General features: G+C 69.4%; 16 protein-coding genes. 9 read left to right on the forward strand and 7 right to left on the reverse strand.

All coding sequences use genetic code 11. The features are described 5' to 3' along the window. Together NG1_RS34325 and ppgK are read right to left on the reverse strand one after the other, a co-directional pair. A partial coding sequence (locus NG1_RS34325; protein WP_062977977.1) for an RNA polymerase sigma factor occupies positions 1 to 1,362 on the reverse strand: 1,362 nt, incomplete at its 3' end. A 193-nt stretch (positions 1,363 to 1,555) separates the two neighbouring features. After that, on the reverse strand, positions 1,556 to 2,314 hold the full coding sequence (ppgK, locus tag NG1_RS34330) for a polyphosphate--glucose phosphotransferase (protein ID WP_062977979.1): 759 nt from the start codon (positions 2,312 to 2,314) through the stop codon (positions 1,556 to 1,558). A gap of 167 nt (positions 2,315 to 2,481) precedes the next feature. On the opposite strand from ppgK, the gene NG1_RS34335 reads away from it, so the two are divergent. After that, entirely contained in the window at positions 2,482 to 3,414 is a 933-nt protein-coding gene (locus NG1_RS34335) for an inositol monophosphatase family protein (RefSeq protein WP_062977981.1), read from the forward strand. On the opposite strand, the gene cei is transcribed toward NG1_RS34335, so the two are convergent. After that, complete coding sequence (cei, locus tag NG1_RS34340; RefSeq protein WP_062977997.1) at positions 3,415 to 4,092, reverse strand: envelope integrity protein Cei; 678 nt, start codon at positions 4,090 to 4,092, stop codon at positions 3,415 to 3,417. Positions 4,093 to 4,468: 376 nt separating this feature from the next. On the opposite strand from cei, the gene NG1_RS34345 reads away from it, so the two are divergent. Further along, positions 4,469 to 4,771, forward strand: a complete 303-nt coding sequence (locus NG1_RS34345) for a DUF4193 domain-containing protein (RefSeq protein ID WP_014986697.1) — start codon at positions 4,469 to 4,471, stop codon at positions 4,769 to 4,771. A gap of 23 nt (positions 4,772 to 4,794) precedes the next feature. On the opposite strand, the gene NG1_RS34350 is transcribed toward NG1_RS34345, so the two are convergent. Continuing rightward, the gene (locus NG1_RS34350) at positions 4,795 to 5,280 is read right to left on the reverse strand and encodes a DUF3093 domain-containing protein (RefSeq protein ID WP_062977999.1); all 486 of its coding nucleotides are present in this window, start codon (positions 5,278 to 5,280) and stop codon (positions 4,795 to 4,797) included. Positions 5,281 to 5,359: 79 nt separating this feature from the next. Between NG1_RS34350 and dut the strand changes: the two genes are divergently transcribed. Together dut and NG1_RS34360 are read left to right on the forward strand one after the other, a co-directional pair. After that, on the forward strand, positions 5,360 to 5,860 hold the full coding sequence (gene dut / locus NG1_RS34355) for a dUTP diphosphatase (RefSeq protein WP_062977983.1): 501 nt from the start codon (positions 5,360 to 5,362) through the stop codon (positions 5,858 to 5,860). A 5-nt stretch (positions 5,861 to 5,865) separates the two neighbouring features. Beyond that, complete coding sequence (locus NG1_RS34360) at positions 5,866 to 6,735, forward strand: DUF3710 domain-containing protein (RefSeq protein ID WP_062977985.1); 870 nt, start codon at positions 5,866 to 5,868, stop codon at positions 6,733 to 6,735. Between the two features lie 10 nt (positions 6,736 to 6,745). Here the strand turns inward: NG1_RS34360 and NG1_RS34365 are convergent, their stop codons facing one another. Further along, entirely contained in the window at positions 6,746 to 7,441 is a 696-nt protein-coding gene (locus NG1_RS34365) for an alpha/beta fold hydrolase (protein ID WP_062977987.1), read from the reverse strand. A 132-nt stretch (positions 7,442 to 7,573) separates the two neighbouring features. On the opposite strand from NG1_RS34365, the gene NG1_RS34370 reads away from it, so the two are divergent. The 3 genes from NG1_RS34370 to NG1_RS34380 all read left to right on the forward strand — a co-directional run bounded on the left by NG1_RS34370 (position 7,574) and on the right by NG1_RS34380 (position 9,441). Continuing rightward, positions 7,574 to 7,951 carry an OB-fold nucleic acid binding domain-containing protein gene (locus tag NG1_RS34370; RefSeq protein WP_040867807.1) on the forward strand — a complete coding sequence of 126 codons (378 nt, stop codon included), beginning with the start codon at positions 7,574 to 7,576 and terminating at the stop codon, positions 7,949 to 7,951. Between the two features lie 3 nt (positions 7,952 to 7,954). Beyond that, positions 7,955 to 8,647 carry a DUF3159 domain-containing protein gene (locus NG1_RS34375; RefSeq protein ID WP_084499403.1) on the forward strand — a complete coding sequence of 231 codons (693 nt, stop codon included), beginning with the start codon at positions 7,955 to 7,957 and terminating at the stop codon, positions 8,645 to 8,647. Positions 8,648 to 8,814: 167 nt separating this feature from the next. Next, a complete protein-coding gene (locus NG1_RS34380; protein WP_084499404.1) occupies positions 8,815 to 9,441 on the forward strand; it encodes a sigma-70 family RNA polymerase sigma factor in 627 nt (208 codons plus the stop codon). Positions 9,442 to 9,499: 58 nt separating this feature from the next. On the opposite strand, the gene NG1_RS34385 is transcribed toward NG1_RS34380, so the two are convergent. After that, positions 9,500 to 10,171, reverse strand: coding sequence for a potassium channel family protein (locus NG1_RS34385; protein WP_062977989.1), 672 nt, complete (start codon positions 10,169 to 10,171; stop codon positions 9,500 to 9,502). Between the two features lie 2 nt (positions 10,172 to 10,173). Next, positions 10,174 to 10,839, reverse strand: coding sequence for a potassium channel family protein (locus NG1_RS34390; RefSeq protein WP_062977991.1), 666 nt, complete (start codon positions 10,837 to 10,839; stop codon positions 10,174 to 10,176). Between the two features lie 161 nt (positions 10,840 to 11,000). Here NG1_RS34390 and NG1_RS34395 point away from each other — a divergent pair, with 161 nt between their 5' ends. Beyond that, on the forward strand, positions 11,001 to 12,989 hold the full coding sequence (locus NG1_RS34395) for an APC family permease (protein WP_062977993.1): 1,989 nt from the start codon (positions 11,001 to 11,003) through the stop codon (positions 12,987 to 12,989). A 19-nt stretch (positions 12,990 to 13,008) separates the two neighbouring features. After that, positions 13,009 to 14,092: class I SAM-dependent RNA methyltransferase (locus NG1_RS34400; protein WP_062977995.1), on the forward strand; the 1,084-nt coding region annotated here is incomplete at its 3' end.

Here is a 14,092-nt window from a genome sequence, read left to right on the forward strand (position 1 = left end):
GTCGAGGTAGTCGCGCAGGACCTGGGAGCGGCTGGGGTGACGCAGCTTGCTCATGGTCTTGGACTCGATCTGGCGGATGCGTTCACGGGTGACCCCGTAGACCTGGCCGATCTCGTCGAGGGTGCGGGGCTGGCCGTCGGTGAGCCCGAAGCGCAGCCGGACAACGCCCGCCTCACGCTCCGACAGCGTCTCCAGCACCGACTGGAGCTGGTCCTGCAGCAGCGTGAAGCTCACCGCGTCCACGGCGACCACGGCCTCGGAGTCCTCGATGAAGTCGCCGAGCTGGCTGTCGCCCTCGTCGCCGATGGTCTGGTCCAGCGAGATGGGTTCACGCGCGTACTGCTGGATCTCCAGCACCTTCTCCGGCGTGATGTCCATTTCCTTGGCCAGTTCCTCCGGCGTCGGCTCGCGGCCGAGATCCTGGAGCAGCTCACGCTGGATGCGGCCGAGCTTGTTGATGACCTCCACCATGTGCACCGGGATGCGGATGGTGCGGGCCTGGTCGGCCATGGCGCGGGTGATGGCCTGCCGGATCCACCAGGTGGCGTACGTGGAGAACTTGTAGCCCTTGGTGTAGTCGAACTTCTCCACCGCGCGGATCAGACCCAGGTTGCCCTCCTGGATCAGGTCGAGGAACGCCATGCCGCGGCCGGTGTAGCGCTTGGCCAGCGAGACGACCAGGCGCAGGTTGGCCTCGAGCAGGTGGTTCTTGGCCCGGTTGCCGTCGCGGACGATCCAGTTGTAGTCGCGGCGCATCGCGACCGGCAGCTTCTCGCCCTGCTCGGCGAACTCGCGCACCTTCTCCGCGGCGTAGAGGCCCGCCTCGATCCGCTTGGCGAGTTCGACCTCCTCCTCGGCGTTGAGCAGCGCGACCTTGCCGATCTGCTTGAGGTAGGCGCGGACCGAGTCGGCCGAGGCGGTGAGTTCGGCGTCCTTGCGGGCCTGCCGCAGCGCCTCGGACTCCTCCTCGTCCCAGACGAAGTCGCCGGAGGCCTTGTCCGCGGGCGTCGGTTCCTCGGCTTCCTCGGTCTCCGCCTCCTCGGCCACGTCGACCAGCTCGTCGCCCTCGGTGAGGTCCTCTTCGGAGACTTCCAGATCGCCGAGATCTTCGAGATCGAGCGACTCGTCCTCGATCGCCTCGTCGGTGCCGGGCTCGCCGTCCGGGCCCGCCTTTTTGGTGGTGGCCTTCTTCGCCGGAGCCTTGGTCGCCTTCGCGGCCTTCTTGGCAGGCGCCTTCTTGGCGGCGGCCTTTTTCGCCGGAGCCTTCTTCGCGGCAGCCTTACGGACCGGCCGTGCTGCGTTTACATCTGCGGAGTCGGCATCGGCCGAGTCGGCGGTCTGACGGGTATTCGTGGCTACCACGTACGCCCTTTCGTGACGGTCTCGTGCGGCGTCACGCCAGAGTAGTGTTCCGGCGGAGCGATCTGTCGGGTTTCACCGGCGGAGGGCCGGTCGGGGTTTCTCCGGCTCAGCCGGGCACGTTCCATTGTAACGATCTAACCAGGGTACCTACGGCACGATGCCGGTGGCGGCATCCTCGCCGTACCCGCGCGCCTCACGGTGCGACTCCTCCCGCGATCGCCATGGCGGCGCCGACGATGCCCGCGGTGTTGCGCAGGCGGGCCGGGATGACTGGTGTCCGATTGGTGAGCAGCGGGATCCACTGCTCGGCGTCGCGGCTGATGCCCCCGCCCGCGACGAAGACGACGGGGAAGAACAGGTCCTCCAGCGTGGTCAGCACCAGGCTGACCTGCGCTGCCCACTGCTCGTAGCTCAGGCCGTCGCGTTCCTTGATCGAGGCCGCCGCGCGGTGCTCGCTCTCCATGCCCTGGACCTCCAGGTGGCCGAGTTCGGTGTTGGGCACCAGCGTGCCGTGGTAGAGCAACGCGGAACCGATGCCGGTGCCGAAGGTCAGCAGCAGCACCAGACCGGCGAAATCGCTTGCCGCGCCGTAGCGGTCCTCGGCCATGCCCGCCGCGTCCGCGTCGTTGAGCACGGTAACCGGACGGCCGCCGAGCGCGGTGGAGAACAGCGCCCGCGCGTCGGTCCCGATCCAGGATTTGTCGATGTTCGCCGCGGTGCGCGCCACTCCGCCGGTCACCACCGCGGGCAGCGTGAGGCCGACCGGCCCGGTCCACTCGGCTTCGGCGACCAGTTCGGCCACCGCCTCCGCCACGGCACCCGGTGTCGCGGGGTGCGGCGTCGCGATCTTGATCCGCTCGTGGACCAACTCGCCGGTGGCCAGATCGACCGCGGCGCCTTTGACACCGCTGCCGCCGATGTCGATGCCGAATGCGTGCCCCCGAGCGGACATGACTAACCCCTCGTTCCCTGTGCTGGCCGGTGTGATGACAGCGCTGCACGGGGCCCACGACGCCACTGCGGGCGCTGCGAATGGGATGCCCGACGACGGCGCTGTGTCGTGCACGACAAGAGTAATGGGACCACGGGGCTGGGCGTTCGGCGAGGATGTGTGATGCGATGGAGGGCGTGCCGGAAACCTCATCGCCAGTGTCCGACTACACCCCCGACTCCTTCGTCTCGATCGTCGCGCGTGGCGACGAAGCCGACCTGCGTCGCGTCGCGGTCGACATCGCCGAGACGGCCGCCGCCCATGTCCGCGCCCGCCGCCCCGAGGTGTTCGGGCCCGCGGGCGCGCACGCCGAAGGGGCCGTGCAGTCCAAGAGCCACGAGACCGACCCGGTGACCATCGTGGACACCGAGACCGAAGATCTGATCCGAAAACTGCTCGCCGAACAACGCCCCGGTGACCCGATCCTCGGCGAGGAGGGCGGCGGCAGCCTCGACGACGCCAGCGCGGACACCGTCCACTGGGTGGTGGATCCGATCGACGGCACCGTCAACTTCCTCTACGGCGTCCCCGGCTACGCCGTGTCGGTGGCCGCGCTGCGTGGCGGGCGACCGGTCGCGGGCGCCGTGGTGGACGTCGCGCGGGCCGCCACCTACAGCGCCGGGCTCGGGCTCGGTGCGCTGCGGGTCGACGCCGACGGCGTGGTGGAGCACCTGAGTTGTACGCCCGTCGAATCCGTCGCGATGTCGTTGGTGGCCACCGGATTCGCCTACGGCAGGCAGCGCAGGACCAGGCAGGCCGAGCTGGTCGCGCAGGTGCTGCCGCACGTGCGCGACATCCGCCGGTTCGGCGCGGCGGCGCTGGATCTGTGTCATGTCGCGGCGGGCCGGGTGGACGCCTATTACGAGCACGGATTGAACGCCTGGGACTGGGGCGCGGGCGCGTTGATCGCCGCGGAGGCGGGCGCGCGGCTGACGCTTCCGCCCGCGACGGCGCCGGGCACCGACGGCGACCTGGTGGTGGCCGCCGCGCCCGGCATAGCCGAGGAATTGGGCGAACTGCTGGCCCGGGTGGGTGCTACCGAGCCGATTCCGGACCGCTGATCAGCAGCGGGCCTGCCGCGCGGCGTCGAGCAACTTGACATCGATGGATGTGGAGTTGCCCGGCGCCGGGTTCTTGAGCGAACGCAGCACCTCCTCCGCGTCGTTGCTGGGCCGGATGTCCCGGAACAGGGAGCCGAGCACCAGATCCACGGTGTCGTCGCCGCGCTGATCCTCGATCAGCTCGGCACACGGCGCGACCAACTGCACGGCGGCGGCGGCCGGACGGCCGTTGACGCCGAAGCGGACCTGCCCGGTGCATTCCAGGTCGCCGTTGACGTATACCGAATCGTTGCCGTATTGCGTTCCGGGTGCGCTCGCGAAGCCGAGGTCGCCGAGCTGGGCGGCGACGTGCGCGGCCTGGCCGCGCTGATTGTTCGCGTTGAGCACGCGCACCTTGCTCGCCGCCAGCGGGGCTGGTTCCACGTCCTGCAGCCGGCCTGCGCCGACCCGCTGGCCGAGCGGAGCCGGTTGCGGCGCACCGGGATCCGACGCGGGGCTGGGCGAGTTGCACGCCATCGCGGTGTGGTCGGCGTCGTGCGTCGTGAGGGCTTTGACCCAGACGATCCCGCAGATCAGAGCGAGAACGCCGAGCATGATGAGCCAGGGCTGGGGGCGGCGACGCAGGAACGGCCGCCCGTGCGGATCCGTCGAGGTACCTTCGGTGATCAGTGAAACCACCAGCACACTCTACGAAAATCTGACGGCGACCCGGCGCAAGGTCTCGGTGCGTTCCCCAGATGGTGTCGATTGGCCCTCATTTTCGACTCGGCTGTGTTTTGATTGCGACTTTTTCTCCGGGGTCCGCTATTGTCTGGCGGCCCAGATCGAATCGCCGGTGCGGAAATCAGTGGTCGGTCGCGGGAACAAGAAGGGCATGTCCTGCGTTTACCCAGCGCTATCGGGAGTGGATCGACACGATCCGCCCTGATAGGCGACCGGTGTACGTGTGACGTGCACCACCGGCGGGGCGGTACCGGTCGCGCCGATTCCGGCAGGAATCGGGTGTGAGCGGACCGGTCCGGGATATACGGAGTTAGGACGAGGGGAAGACGACATGGCAACCGACTATGACGCACCGAGGCGCACCGAAACCGACGACGTGTCGGAGGATTCGCTGGAGGAGCTGAAGGCTCGTCGTAACGAGGCGCAGTCCGCCGTCGTGGATATCGACGAATCCGATACCGCGGAGTCGTTCGAGCTTCCCGGCGCCGACCTGTCCGAGGAAGTGCTGACGGTTCGGGTGATCCCGAAGCAGGCCGACGAGTTCACCTGTTCCAGCTGTTTCCTGGTTCATCACCGGAGCAGGCTGGCCAGTGAGAAGGGCGGCCAGATGATCTGCATGGATTGTGCCGCCTGATCTCGACGAGATCGAGCAGAGTGTCAGCCCGCGCTCGGTAGACCGAGCGCGGCAAGGACCCGTTCGGGCCGCCGCGTACTGACCAGCCAGTACGGCGTCGGATCGTCCGGGTCGTCGAGCACGAGCAACACCATCGGCCCGATCCAGGGGCGATGCTGGACATAAGCGGCGGGGTCGAGCTGGCGACCCAGCGCCGCGCTTTTCGCGGTGGGGGCGACGGCGGCCGCGCGGGCAACGAAGTTCACCGGTAGATGTGCGCTATCGGCGCGCAGCTCCGGTGTGCCGTTCGCGTCCGGCGCCACTTCGACGCGGTGCCGGCTCAGCCACAGCAGCACCCAGACCGGCACCGGGAACAACAGCGCATAGGGCAGCCACGCCCGCAGACCCGGCGCGCCCATGTGGATCTCCGCCGCGAGCAATCCGGTGACGGCGAACGCCACCGGCCACCACCACAGCGGCACCCACAGGCGCTCCCGGTAGTGCTGCGCGGGCTGCTTTTTCTCGTCCATGGTCATGGGATTGGGCTGGTCCGACACGAGTCAACACTAAGTCACGAGGGCAAACAGCCTACGCGTAGGCTCGTCCAACGTGAGCGCACTTTCACCCATACCCTTGCTGCGGCTGGACCCCGGCATCCCCGTGCCCACGCGCGCCCATGCGGGCGACGCGGGCGTGGATCTGTGCACCACGCAAGACGTCATCCTGGAGCCGGGGGAGCGGGTGCTGGTCGGCACCGGTGTCGCCGTCGCGCTACCGGTCGGCACGGTCGGCCTGATCCATCCGCGCTCGGGTCTGGCGGCCAAGACCGGGCTGTCGGTGGTGAACACCCCGGGCACGGTCGACGCGGGGTACCGGGGCGAGATCAAGGTGTGCCTGATCAACCACGACCCGCGCACACCGATCGAGTTGCGTCGCGGCGACCGGATCGCGCAACTGCTGGTGCAGCGAGTGGAACTGGTGGATTTCGTGGAGGTCGACACGCTCGACGAGACGACCCGTGGTGCGGGCGGGTACGGCTCCAGCGGTGGTCACGCGAGCCTGACCGCACCGGCGAACGGGGTGGGCCGGACGACCGGCAAGGAGGCATGACGGGAATGTTCGGAAAGAGAAAGAACGCGAGCCGGGCCGCGGACGACCGGTACGACGAGGCGGACGACTACGCCGACTACGAGTCGGCCTACGCCTATGAGTACGACGACGAGTTCTACGACGACGCCCCCACCGACGAGCGCTCCTACGAGGGCGTGGATATGAACGCCGACCGTCCGCACGGCCGGCCGGGCCCGTACGACTACGACGAGGTCGCCGAACTGCTGGACGAGGTGTCCGAGCAGCGGCTGGATCTCGGGTCGGTGCTGTTGCCGGTCCCGCCGGGCGGTCAGTTGCAGGTCGAGATGACACCGGAGGGGCAACCGCAAGCGGTGCACCTGGCCACCGAGCACGGCCGGATCACCGTCGCGGCCTACGCCGCGCCGAAGAGCACGGGCCAATGGCGGCTGGTCGCCGCGGATCTGGCCGACTCGCTGCGCAAGGACGGCGCCCGGGTGTCGGTCGAGAACGGCCCGTGGGGCCGGGAATTGCTGGCGCTGACCGAAGGCGCGGACCTTCGTTTCATCGGTGTGGACGGCTATCGCTGGATGGTGCGGCTGGTCGCGGCGGGCCCCTCGGGCGCGGCGAACGACGGCACCCCGCTGGTCAAGGCGGCGCGGGCCATCCTGAGCGAGACGGTCGTGCGGCGTGGCGAGGACCCGCTGCCGGTACGGGAGCCGCTGCCGGTGGTGCTGCCCCAGCAGCTGGCCGAGCAGCTGGCCGCGGCCCATCAACAGCAGGTGGAAGCCCAGCAGCAGGCGATGGCCGCGCAGGTGGCGGCGCAGACCGGCGCGCAGCCCGCGGTGCCGCGGATGCCGCAGGGCCCGCGCCGCGGCGCGGACGGGTCGGCCATGCAGCAGCTCGGCCTGAACTGAGCCGGCGAACTCACCAGAAGGCGCCGATACCCGCGTGTCCCAGGATCGCGGGGTCGGCGCCGAGTTCGTCCAGGGTGATCCGGTGCAGCCGCGAGCGCGGGGCCAGCGCCGCCCACTCCTCGGCGACGGCGTGCGGATGCACCGGGTCGTCGACCGCGGTGACCACCGCGAGCGGCGGCTCGAACGTGGCAAGCAACTCGGCGGCGGGCCACTTGTAGTCGGCGGCCTCTTCCAGCGCCTGCGGAAGATCCGGCCACTGCGCCCGCCACGACTGGGTCAGCGCGTCGGCCAGCCACCGCGGGCTGCTCTCGCGCATTCGGTCGGTCACGGCGGCCAGACCGTCGGTGCGAAGCTGTGCGGCGGTGGCCGCCGCGCTCAGTGCTGCCGGGCAAGCGGCGGTATCGGGGCCGGTCCAGGCGGGCAGCGCCGCCACGACTCCCACGACGCGATCCGGGTGCTCGGCGGCCCATTCCAGTGCGATCGCCGCACCGAGCGAGATGCCCGCGACCAGCACCGGGCCGGAGCCGGACGCCGCATCCAGCGCGGCAAGGCAGCTCGCCACCACCCGGCGGGGGTCCGGTTCCACCGCGCCGAAATCCCAGCCGCGCGCTGCGCAGGCGGGCCCGAATGCGCGCCGGGCGAAATCGGCGTCGGATCCGGTGCCGGGCAGCGCCACGACGCGAGCGGGGTGTGGGGAGTCGAACATCGGTCCGAGCGTAGCGGGGGTGGCCCCGCCCATCTACAGTGGCGTTGTACGGCCGCAGCGGGTCGTGCGGATCGGATCCCTCACGATGGTGTGCGACCCACGCCATCTGCTCTATGCAGGAGAGCGTGCACAATGTCATCCGCAGCCTCAGGGTATTTTCGACGTCTGGGCCGCAGGCTGACCCAGGACCTCGATCAGCTGGACGCCGAAGAACTGGCCGAGACCTCCGAGGCCTCGGGGGCGTCGCGCGCGTCGGAGTGTCGGCGCGGTGACGAGGCCACCATGCTCGGTAGGCTTCGCAGTGTCGAAGCATGTCCCAAGTCGGCGGGCGCCAGCGTCCAGGCCGAGTTCTTCGACGGCACCGACGCGATCACACTGGTTTGGATCGGGCGCAGGCGCATTCCCGGCATCGAGCCGGGGCGGCGCATCCTCGTCCGTGGCCGGGTCGGCGACCGTGACGGCCGCAAAGTGATCTTCAACCCCTACTACGAATTGCGCGGGAACAGCTGACGTATGCCATTGAGCGACGACAACGCAGGATCGGACGACCGCACCGGGCCGAATGTGCCCGATCGTGACGAGGAACGTGCCGAACAGACCCTCCTCGAACAACTCGGCGGCTTCAGCGGCCTGATCTACTCGACGCTTCCGGTTGTCGTGTTCGTTCCCGTGAACAGTCTCGCCGGGCTGACCGCCGCGATCTGGGCGGCTCTCGGCGTGGCCGCCGCCATCCTCGTCTGGCGCCTGGTGCGGCACGATCCCATCCAGCCCGCCATCTCCGGCTTCTTCGGTGTCGGCATCTGCGCCTTCATCGCCTACCGGATGGGCGAGGCCAAGGGTTTCTTCCTCTTCGGCATCTACACCAGCCTCGTGTACGCCGGGGTGTTCCTCGCGTCCATCCTGGTCCGGCGGCCGTTGGTCGGCGTGATCTGGGGCGTGCTGAACGGGCACGGCTCCGACTGGCGGTCCGATCCGCGCTCGGTGCGCCTCTACGACCTGGCCACCGCTACCTGGATCGTGGTGTTCGGGGCCCGCTACCTGGTGCAGTCGCAGCTCTACGACACCGACCGCACCGGCTGGCTCGCCTTCGCCCGCATCGCGATGGGCTGGCCGCTGACCGCGGTGGCGCTGGGCGTCACCGTCTGGGCGGTGCGGCGGGCCGGCCACCTGCCCACCAAGTCGGTGGTCGCGGCCGGACCGGCTTGAGCTGTTAACCCTCCGCCGCCGTCAGGCGAAATGCACAGGGGTGGGATAAGTCCCACCGCGGAGGTGGGTGCTTCCCCACCCTGGGGTGCCTGGTCGCCCCTCCGAGTTTCTCAGACGATCAATGCGTACCGAAAAACACGCACTGATCGGCAAGAAAGGACTCGGACGTGGCTACCGAGCACAACACCGCGGCGCTGCCCAAGAACCACCACCCCGCTCTCTCGGAGAGCCGGCGGGTATCGGCCGAGCTGGACAAGCTGATCGAGCCTGCGGCGGCGGGCGATCGCCGGGCGGTCGCGGAGATCATCCGGATCGTGCATCCGCTGGTGCGGCGCTACTGCGGCGCGCGCCTGGGCAATACGGCCCACCTGCAGGTCACCGCCGACGACGTGGTGCAGGAGATCCTGCTGGCCACCGTCAACGCCATCCCGCGCTACCGCGACCAGGGCAAGTCGTTCCTGGCCTTCGTCTACGGCATCTCGGCCAACAAGGTCGCCGACGCGTTCCGCCGCTCGCAGCAGCACCCCGCCTACCCGATGGCCGATGTGCCGGACTACGCGTCCTCCGCCGCCGGGCCGGAGGAGTGGGCGCTGGCCTCCGAACGGCGGGCCGCCACAAGAGAACTCATGAAGGTGCTGGCCCCCGCGCACCGTGAGGTGCTGGTGATGCGCATCGTGCTCGGCTGGTCGGCGGCGCAGACCGCCGAGGCCATCGGCACCAGCCCGGGCGTGGTCCGGGTGATGCAGCACCGCGCGCTGAACAAGCTGCGCGCGCAGCTGAAACCGGCCGCATAGCTCTCCGGCGGTGCTTCGCCGCGAACCCGCGAACCCGCGTCCGGCCGTATTCGGGGAGTTATGGCCTGATGCCGTGGTTGGCGAGTTCCAGCCGGAGGTCTTCCTCGGCCTCCACCGAGGTCACGAACAGCAGCTCGTCGTCGCCTTCCAGCGCGTCGTCGGGCTGCGGCACGATCACGCGACCGCCGCGCAGGATGGTCACCAGGGCGGCGTCACGGGGCAGGGTGAGCGTGCGCACGGGTTTGCCCGCCAGCGCGGTGTCCGCCGGAAGCGTCATCTCGACCAGATTCGCCTGACCCTGGCGCAGCGTCATCAGGCGCACCAGATCGCCGACCGACACCGCCTCCTCGACCAGGGAGGCGAGCAGCCGGGGTGTGGACACCGCGACGTCCACACCCCAGGAACCGTCGAAGAGCCACTCGTTGCGCGGGTCGTTCACGCGCGCCACCACCCGGCGCACGCCGAACTCGGTCTTGGCCAGCAGGCTGTGCACCAGGTTCGTTTTGTCGTCACCGGTGGCCGCGATGACCACCTCGTAGGTCTCCAGCCCGGCCTGCTCCAGCAGGGCCAGTTCGCACGCGTCGGCGTGCACCCAGACCGCGTCGGGGATCGCGGCGGAATCGATGTGCTCGACTTCGCGCTCCAGCAGCATGACCCGGTGGCCGCCACGCAGCAGCTCCCTGGCGATCGATCGGCCGACGGCGCCTGCTCCGGCGATGGCCACTTTCATATTCAGTCCTCGCTCGCTGGGGGCTTCGTCGCCAAGGCGACGGCTTCGCCCACGGCGCCGGACGCGGCGGCCACATAGACGATGTCGTCGGCCTGGATGATGGTCTTGCTGTCGGGAAGCAGTGCCTGGCCGAACCGGATGATGAACGCGACCCTGGCCGCGACGGTCTGCTCCAAGTCGCGCACGGTGCGGCCGTACCACTCCTCGTGCAGCGTCAGCTGGGTCACGGCGACCGTTCCGGTCGGGTCGCGCCAGGTGGTGGTGCCGGTATCGCCGATGAGCGCGCGCAGGAAGCGGTCGGTGGTCCACGGGACCGTGGCGATGGTCGGGATGCCGAGCCGCTCGTAGACCGCGGCGCGCTTGGCGTCGTAGATGCGGGCGACCACGCGCTCCACCCCGAACATCTCCCGGGCGACCCGGGCGGAGATGATGTTCGAGTTGTCGCCGGAGGAGACCGCCGCGAACGCGTTCGCCCGCTCGATTCCCGCCTTTATCAGCACATCTCGATCGAATCCGACACCCGTCACCTGCTCACCCGGGAAATCGGATCCCAGGCGCAGGAAGGCACTGGAATCCCGGTCGATCACGGTGACTTCGTGACCTACGCGGACCAGGGCCTGGGCCAGCGACGAGCCGACGCGCCCGCACCCCATGATCACTACGTACACCGTGCAACCTCGTTCCTGGAACCATGGTGTTCGGTCTGGTTTGCTGTTCGGTCGAACGCTACCCGTCGAATGATTCCACCGGCCACGTTCCCCCTCCAGCCGGCGAGCAAACCTGCGAGCCACGCGCGCGATCCACCGTGCGGGGGCCTATGCTCGCTCCAGTGTCCAAGTTGACGACGGCAGCGAAGCGAGTGCTGCTGGGCAGGCCTTTCCGTAGCGACTCGCTGGGCCATACGCTACTGCCGAAGCGAATCGCCCTCCCGGTGTTCGCCTCCGATGCCATGTCATCGGTGGCCTATGCCCCGGAAGAGATCTTCCTCGTGCTGTCGGCCGCCGGAGTGTCGGCGTACCTGTACGCGCCGTGGGTCGGATTGGCGGTCGCCTTCGTCATGGCGGTGGTGGTGGCCAGCTACCGGCAGAACGTGCACGCCTACCCGTCCGGCGGCGGTGACTACGAGGTGGCCACCACCAACCTGGGGCCGACCGCGGGCCTGACCGTGGGCAGCGCGCTGCTGGTCGACTACGTGCTCACCGTCGCGGTGTCGATCTCCTCGGCCGCGTCCAACATCGGCTCGGCCATTCCCTTCGTCGCCACCCACAAGGTGCTGTTCGCCGTCGTGGCCATCGCCCTGCTCACCGCGATGAACCTGCGCGGTGTGCGGGAATCGGGCACCACGTTCGCCATTCCGACCTACGCGTTCATCGCGGGCATGTTCGTCATGCTCGGTTGGGGCCTGTTCCGGATCTTCGTGCTGGGGGAGGAGTTGCGGGCCGAATCGGCGGGCTTCGGATTGAACGCCGAGCACGAGCACCTCTACGGGTTGGCGTTCGCCTTCCTCGTCGCGCGGGCGTTCTCCTCCGGCTGCGCCGCGCTGACCGGTGTCGAGGCGATCAGCAACGGCGTGCCCGCGTTCCGCAAACCCAAGTCGCGCAATGCCGCCACCACTCTGCTGCTGCTGGGGACGATCGCGATCGTGCTGCTGATGGGCATCATCATCCTCGCCCAGAAGATCGGAGTCGTGTACGCGCACAACGTCGCCGACCTGACCGGCGCGCCGTCCGACTACCACCAGAAGACGCTGATCGCGCAGCTCGCCGAGACGGTGTTCGAGGGATTCCCGGTGGGCTTCTTCTTCATCACGACGGTGACGGCGCTGATTCTCGTACTCGCCGCGAACACCGCGTTCAACGGGTTCCCCGTGCTCGGCTCGATCCTGGCGCAGGACCGCTACCTGCCGCGCCAGCTGCACACCAGAGGCGATCGGCTGGCGTTCAGCAACGGCATCCTGTTCCTCTCCGGCGCGGCCATCGCGTTCGTGGTGCTCTTCGGCGCCGAGGTGACCAAGCTGATCCAGCTGTACATCGTCGGTGTGTTCGTGTCGTTCGTGCTGAGCCAGACCGGCATGCTGCGGCACTGGACCCGTCTGTTGCGCACCGAGACCGACCCGGCGCAGCGCGCGCGGATGAAGCGATCGCGGGTGATCAACGCGGTCGGTCTCAGCGCCACCGGAGCGGTGCTGGTGATCGTGCTGATCACCAAGTTCTTCGCAGGCGCCTATATCGCCATCTTCACCATGGTCGCGATCTTCGTGGTGATGAAGCTGATTCGCAGGCATTACGATTCGGTCGCGCGTGAGCTGGACGAGCACGAGTGGGACGGTGTGCTGCCCAGCCGCTCGCACTCGATCGTGCTGGTCTCGCGGCTGCATCTGCCGACCCGCCGCGCCTTGGCCTACGCGCGCGCCAGCCGCCCGGACACGCTGGAGGCGGTGACGGTGAACGTCGACGAGGCCGACACCAGGGCGCTGGTGCGGGAGTGGGAGAACAGCGATATCACGGTGCCGCTCAAAGTGATCGAATCGCCCTACCGCGAGATCACCAAGCCGGTGCTCGATTATGTGAAGCGCGTACGCAAGGACGCCCCGCGCGACGTGGTGACCGTGTTCATCCCCGAATACGTCGTGGGCCATTGGTGGGAGCAGGTACTGCACAACCAGAGCGCGCTGCGGTTGAAGGGCAGGCTGCTGTTCGAACCGGGCGTGATGGTGACCAGCGTGCCGTGGCAGCTGAGTTCGTCGGCGCGATTGAAGACGCCCGGGGTGGTGAACGCGCCGGGGGCGTTCCGGCGCGGGTACGAGGACCGGACATGACGCCAGTGGAGCATTCGGGATGAGCGATCGGCGGACCGGCACGTTCGAGGTGCGGCTCGGGCCGCCGGGGCACGGCGGCTTCTGTGTCGCACGGCACGAGGGACGTGTGGTGTTCGTCCGGCACGGACTGCCCGGTGAACTGGTGCGGGTCCGGGTCACCGAGGATCGCGGCGGCTCGTTCTGCCGCGCCGACGCGGTCGAGGTGCTCGAGGCGTCACCGGACCGGGTGCAGGCCACCTGTCCCGTCTCCGGTCCCGGTGGAGCGGGATGCTGCGATTTCTCCTTCGCCACGCCGGTCGCCCAGCGCGCGCTGAAGGCCACGGTGGTGGCCGAGCAGTTGCGGCGGCTGGCCGGGATCGAGCGCGACGTGCTGGTGGAGCCCATCGGGTCCGGTGACGCGATCGGCGGGTGGCGCACGCGCGTACGGCTCGCGGTCGACGCCCACGGACGCGCTGGCGTGCACCGGTATCGCAGCACCGACGTGATCGCGGATCTGCGGTGCCCGCAACCGGTCGCGGGGGCGTTGGACGGCATCGCGGCCCGGCAGTGGACGCCCGGCGCCGACTTGGTGATCGCGGTGGACGGTGACGGGATCCGGCATGTCGTCGAGTTGGCCCCGCCCGAGACCGAACCGGGCAGCCGTGGCGCGGATCGTCGCGGCCCGGGCGCGAGTGGTCGGCAGGCAGGTGGCCGGGATCGGCGCGGGGGCGCCGGAAGCGGCCGACGCGATCGGCCGCACAGCCGGGGCAGGCGCGGCGGAGAATGGACCGCCGCGGACTCCACCCGCCGAGACGACCGCCGCGCGGCGTCCGCGCGACGTGCTGCGGCCCACGCGGCGCGCGACGAGTGGGTGTTCGAGGGCAGCGGACGCGCGGTCGAGTACGTGGCAGGCCGCCGCTGGGAGGTCGCGGCTACGGGCTTCTGGCAAGCGCATCACGGTGCGGCGCAACGTTATTCGGATCTGATCGCGGAATGGTCGGAACTCGGGCCCGGCGGGCGGGCCTGGGATCTGTACAGCGGCGCGGGTGTCTTCGCCGCGCGCCTCGCCGAGCAGGCCGGGCGGACCGGTGTGGTGCTCGCGGTGGAATCCGCCCGGCCCGCGG

It is taken from the genome of Nocardia gamkensis NBRC 108242 (assembly GCF_001612985.1).
In the GTDB taxonomy this organism is placed as follows: Bacteria; Actinomycetota; Actinomycetes; order Mycobacteriales; family Mycobacteriaceae; genus Nocardia; species Nocardia gamkensis.

Excerpts from the sequence above, each read along its gene's own strand:
- NG1_RS34365 (WP_062977987.1), bottom strand. The coding sequence starts at position 7,441 with ATGTTCGACTCCCCACACCCCGCTCGCGTCGTGGCGCTGCCCGGCACC.
- ppgK (WP_062977979.1), bottom strand. The coding sequence starts at position 2,314 with ATGTCCGCTCGGGGGCACGCATTCGGCATCGACATCGGCGGCAGCGGT.
- NG1_RS34385 (WP_062977989.1), bottom strand. The coding sequence starts at position 10,171 with ATGAAAGTGGCCATCGCCGGAGCAGGCGCCGTCGGCCGATCGATCGCC.
- NG1_RS34370 (WP_040867807.1), top strand. The coding sequence starts at position 7,574 with ATGTCATCCGCAGCCTCAGGGTATTTTCGACGTCTGGGCCGCAGGCTG.
- NG1_RS34345 (WP_014986697.1), top strand. The coding sequence starts at position 4,469 with ATGGCAACCGACTATGACGCACCGAGGCGCACCGAAACCGACGACGTG.
- NG1_RS34335 (WP_062977981.1), top strand. The coding sequence starts at position 2,482 with ATGGAGGGCGTGCCGGAAACCTCATCGCCAGTGTCCGACTACACCCCC.
- NG1_RS34360 (WP_062977985.1), top strand. The coding sequence starts at position 5,866 with ATGTTCGGAAAGAGAAAGAACGCGAGCCGGGCCGCGGACGACCGGTAC.
- NG1_RS34375 (WP_084499403.1), top strand. The coding sequence starts at position 7,955 with ATGCCATTGAGCGACGACAACGCAGGATCGGACGACCGCACCGGGCCG.
- NG1_RS34350 (WP_062977999.1), bottom strand. The coding sequence starts at position 5,280 with ATGGACGAGAAAAAGCAGCCCGCGCAGCACTACCGGGAGCGCCTGTGG.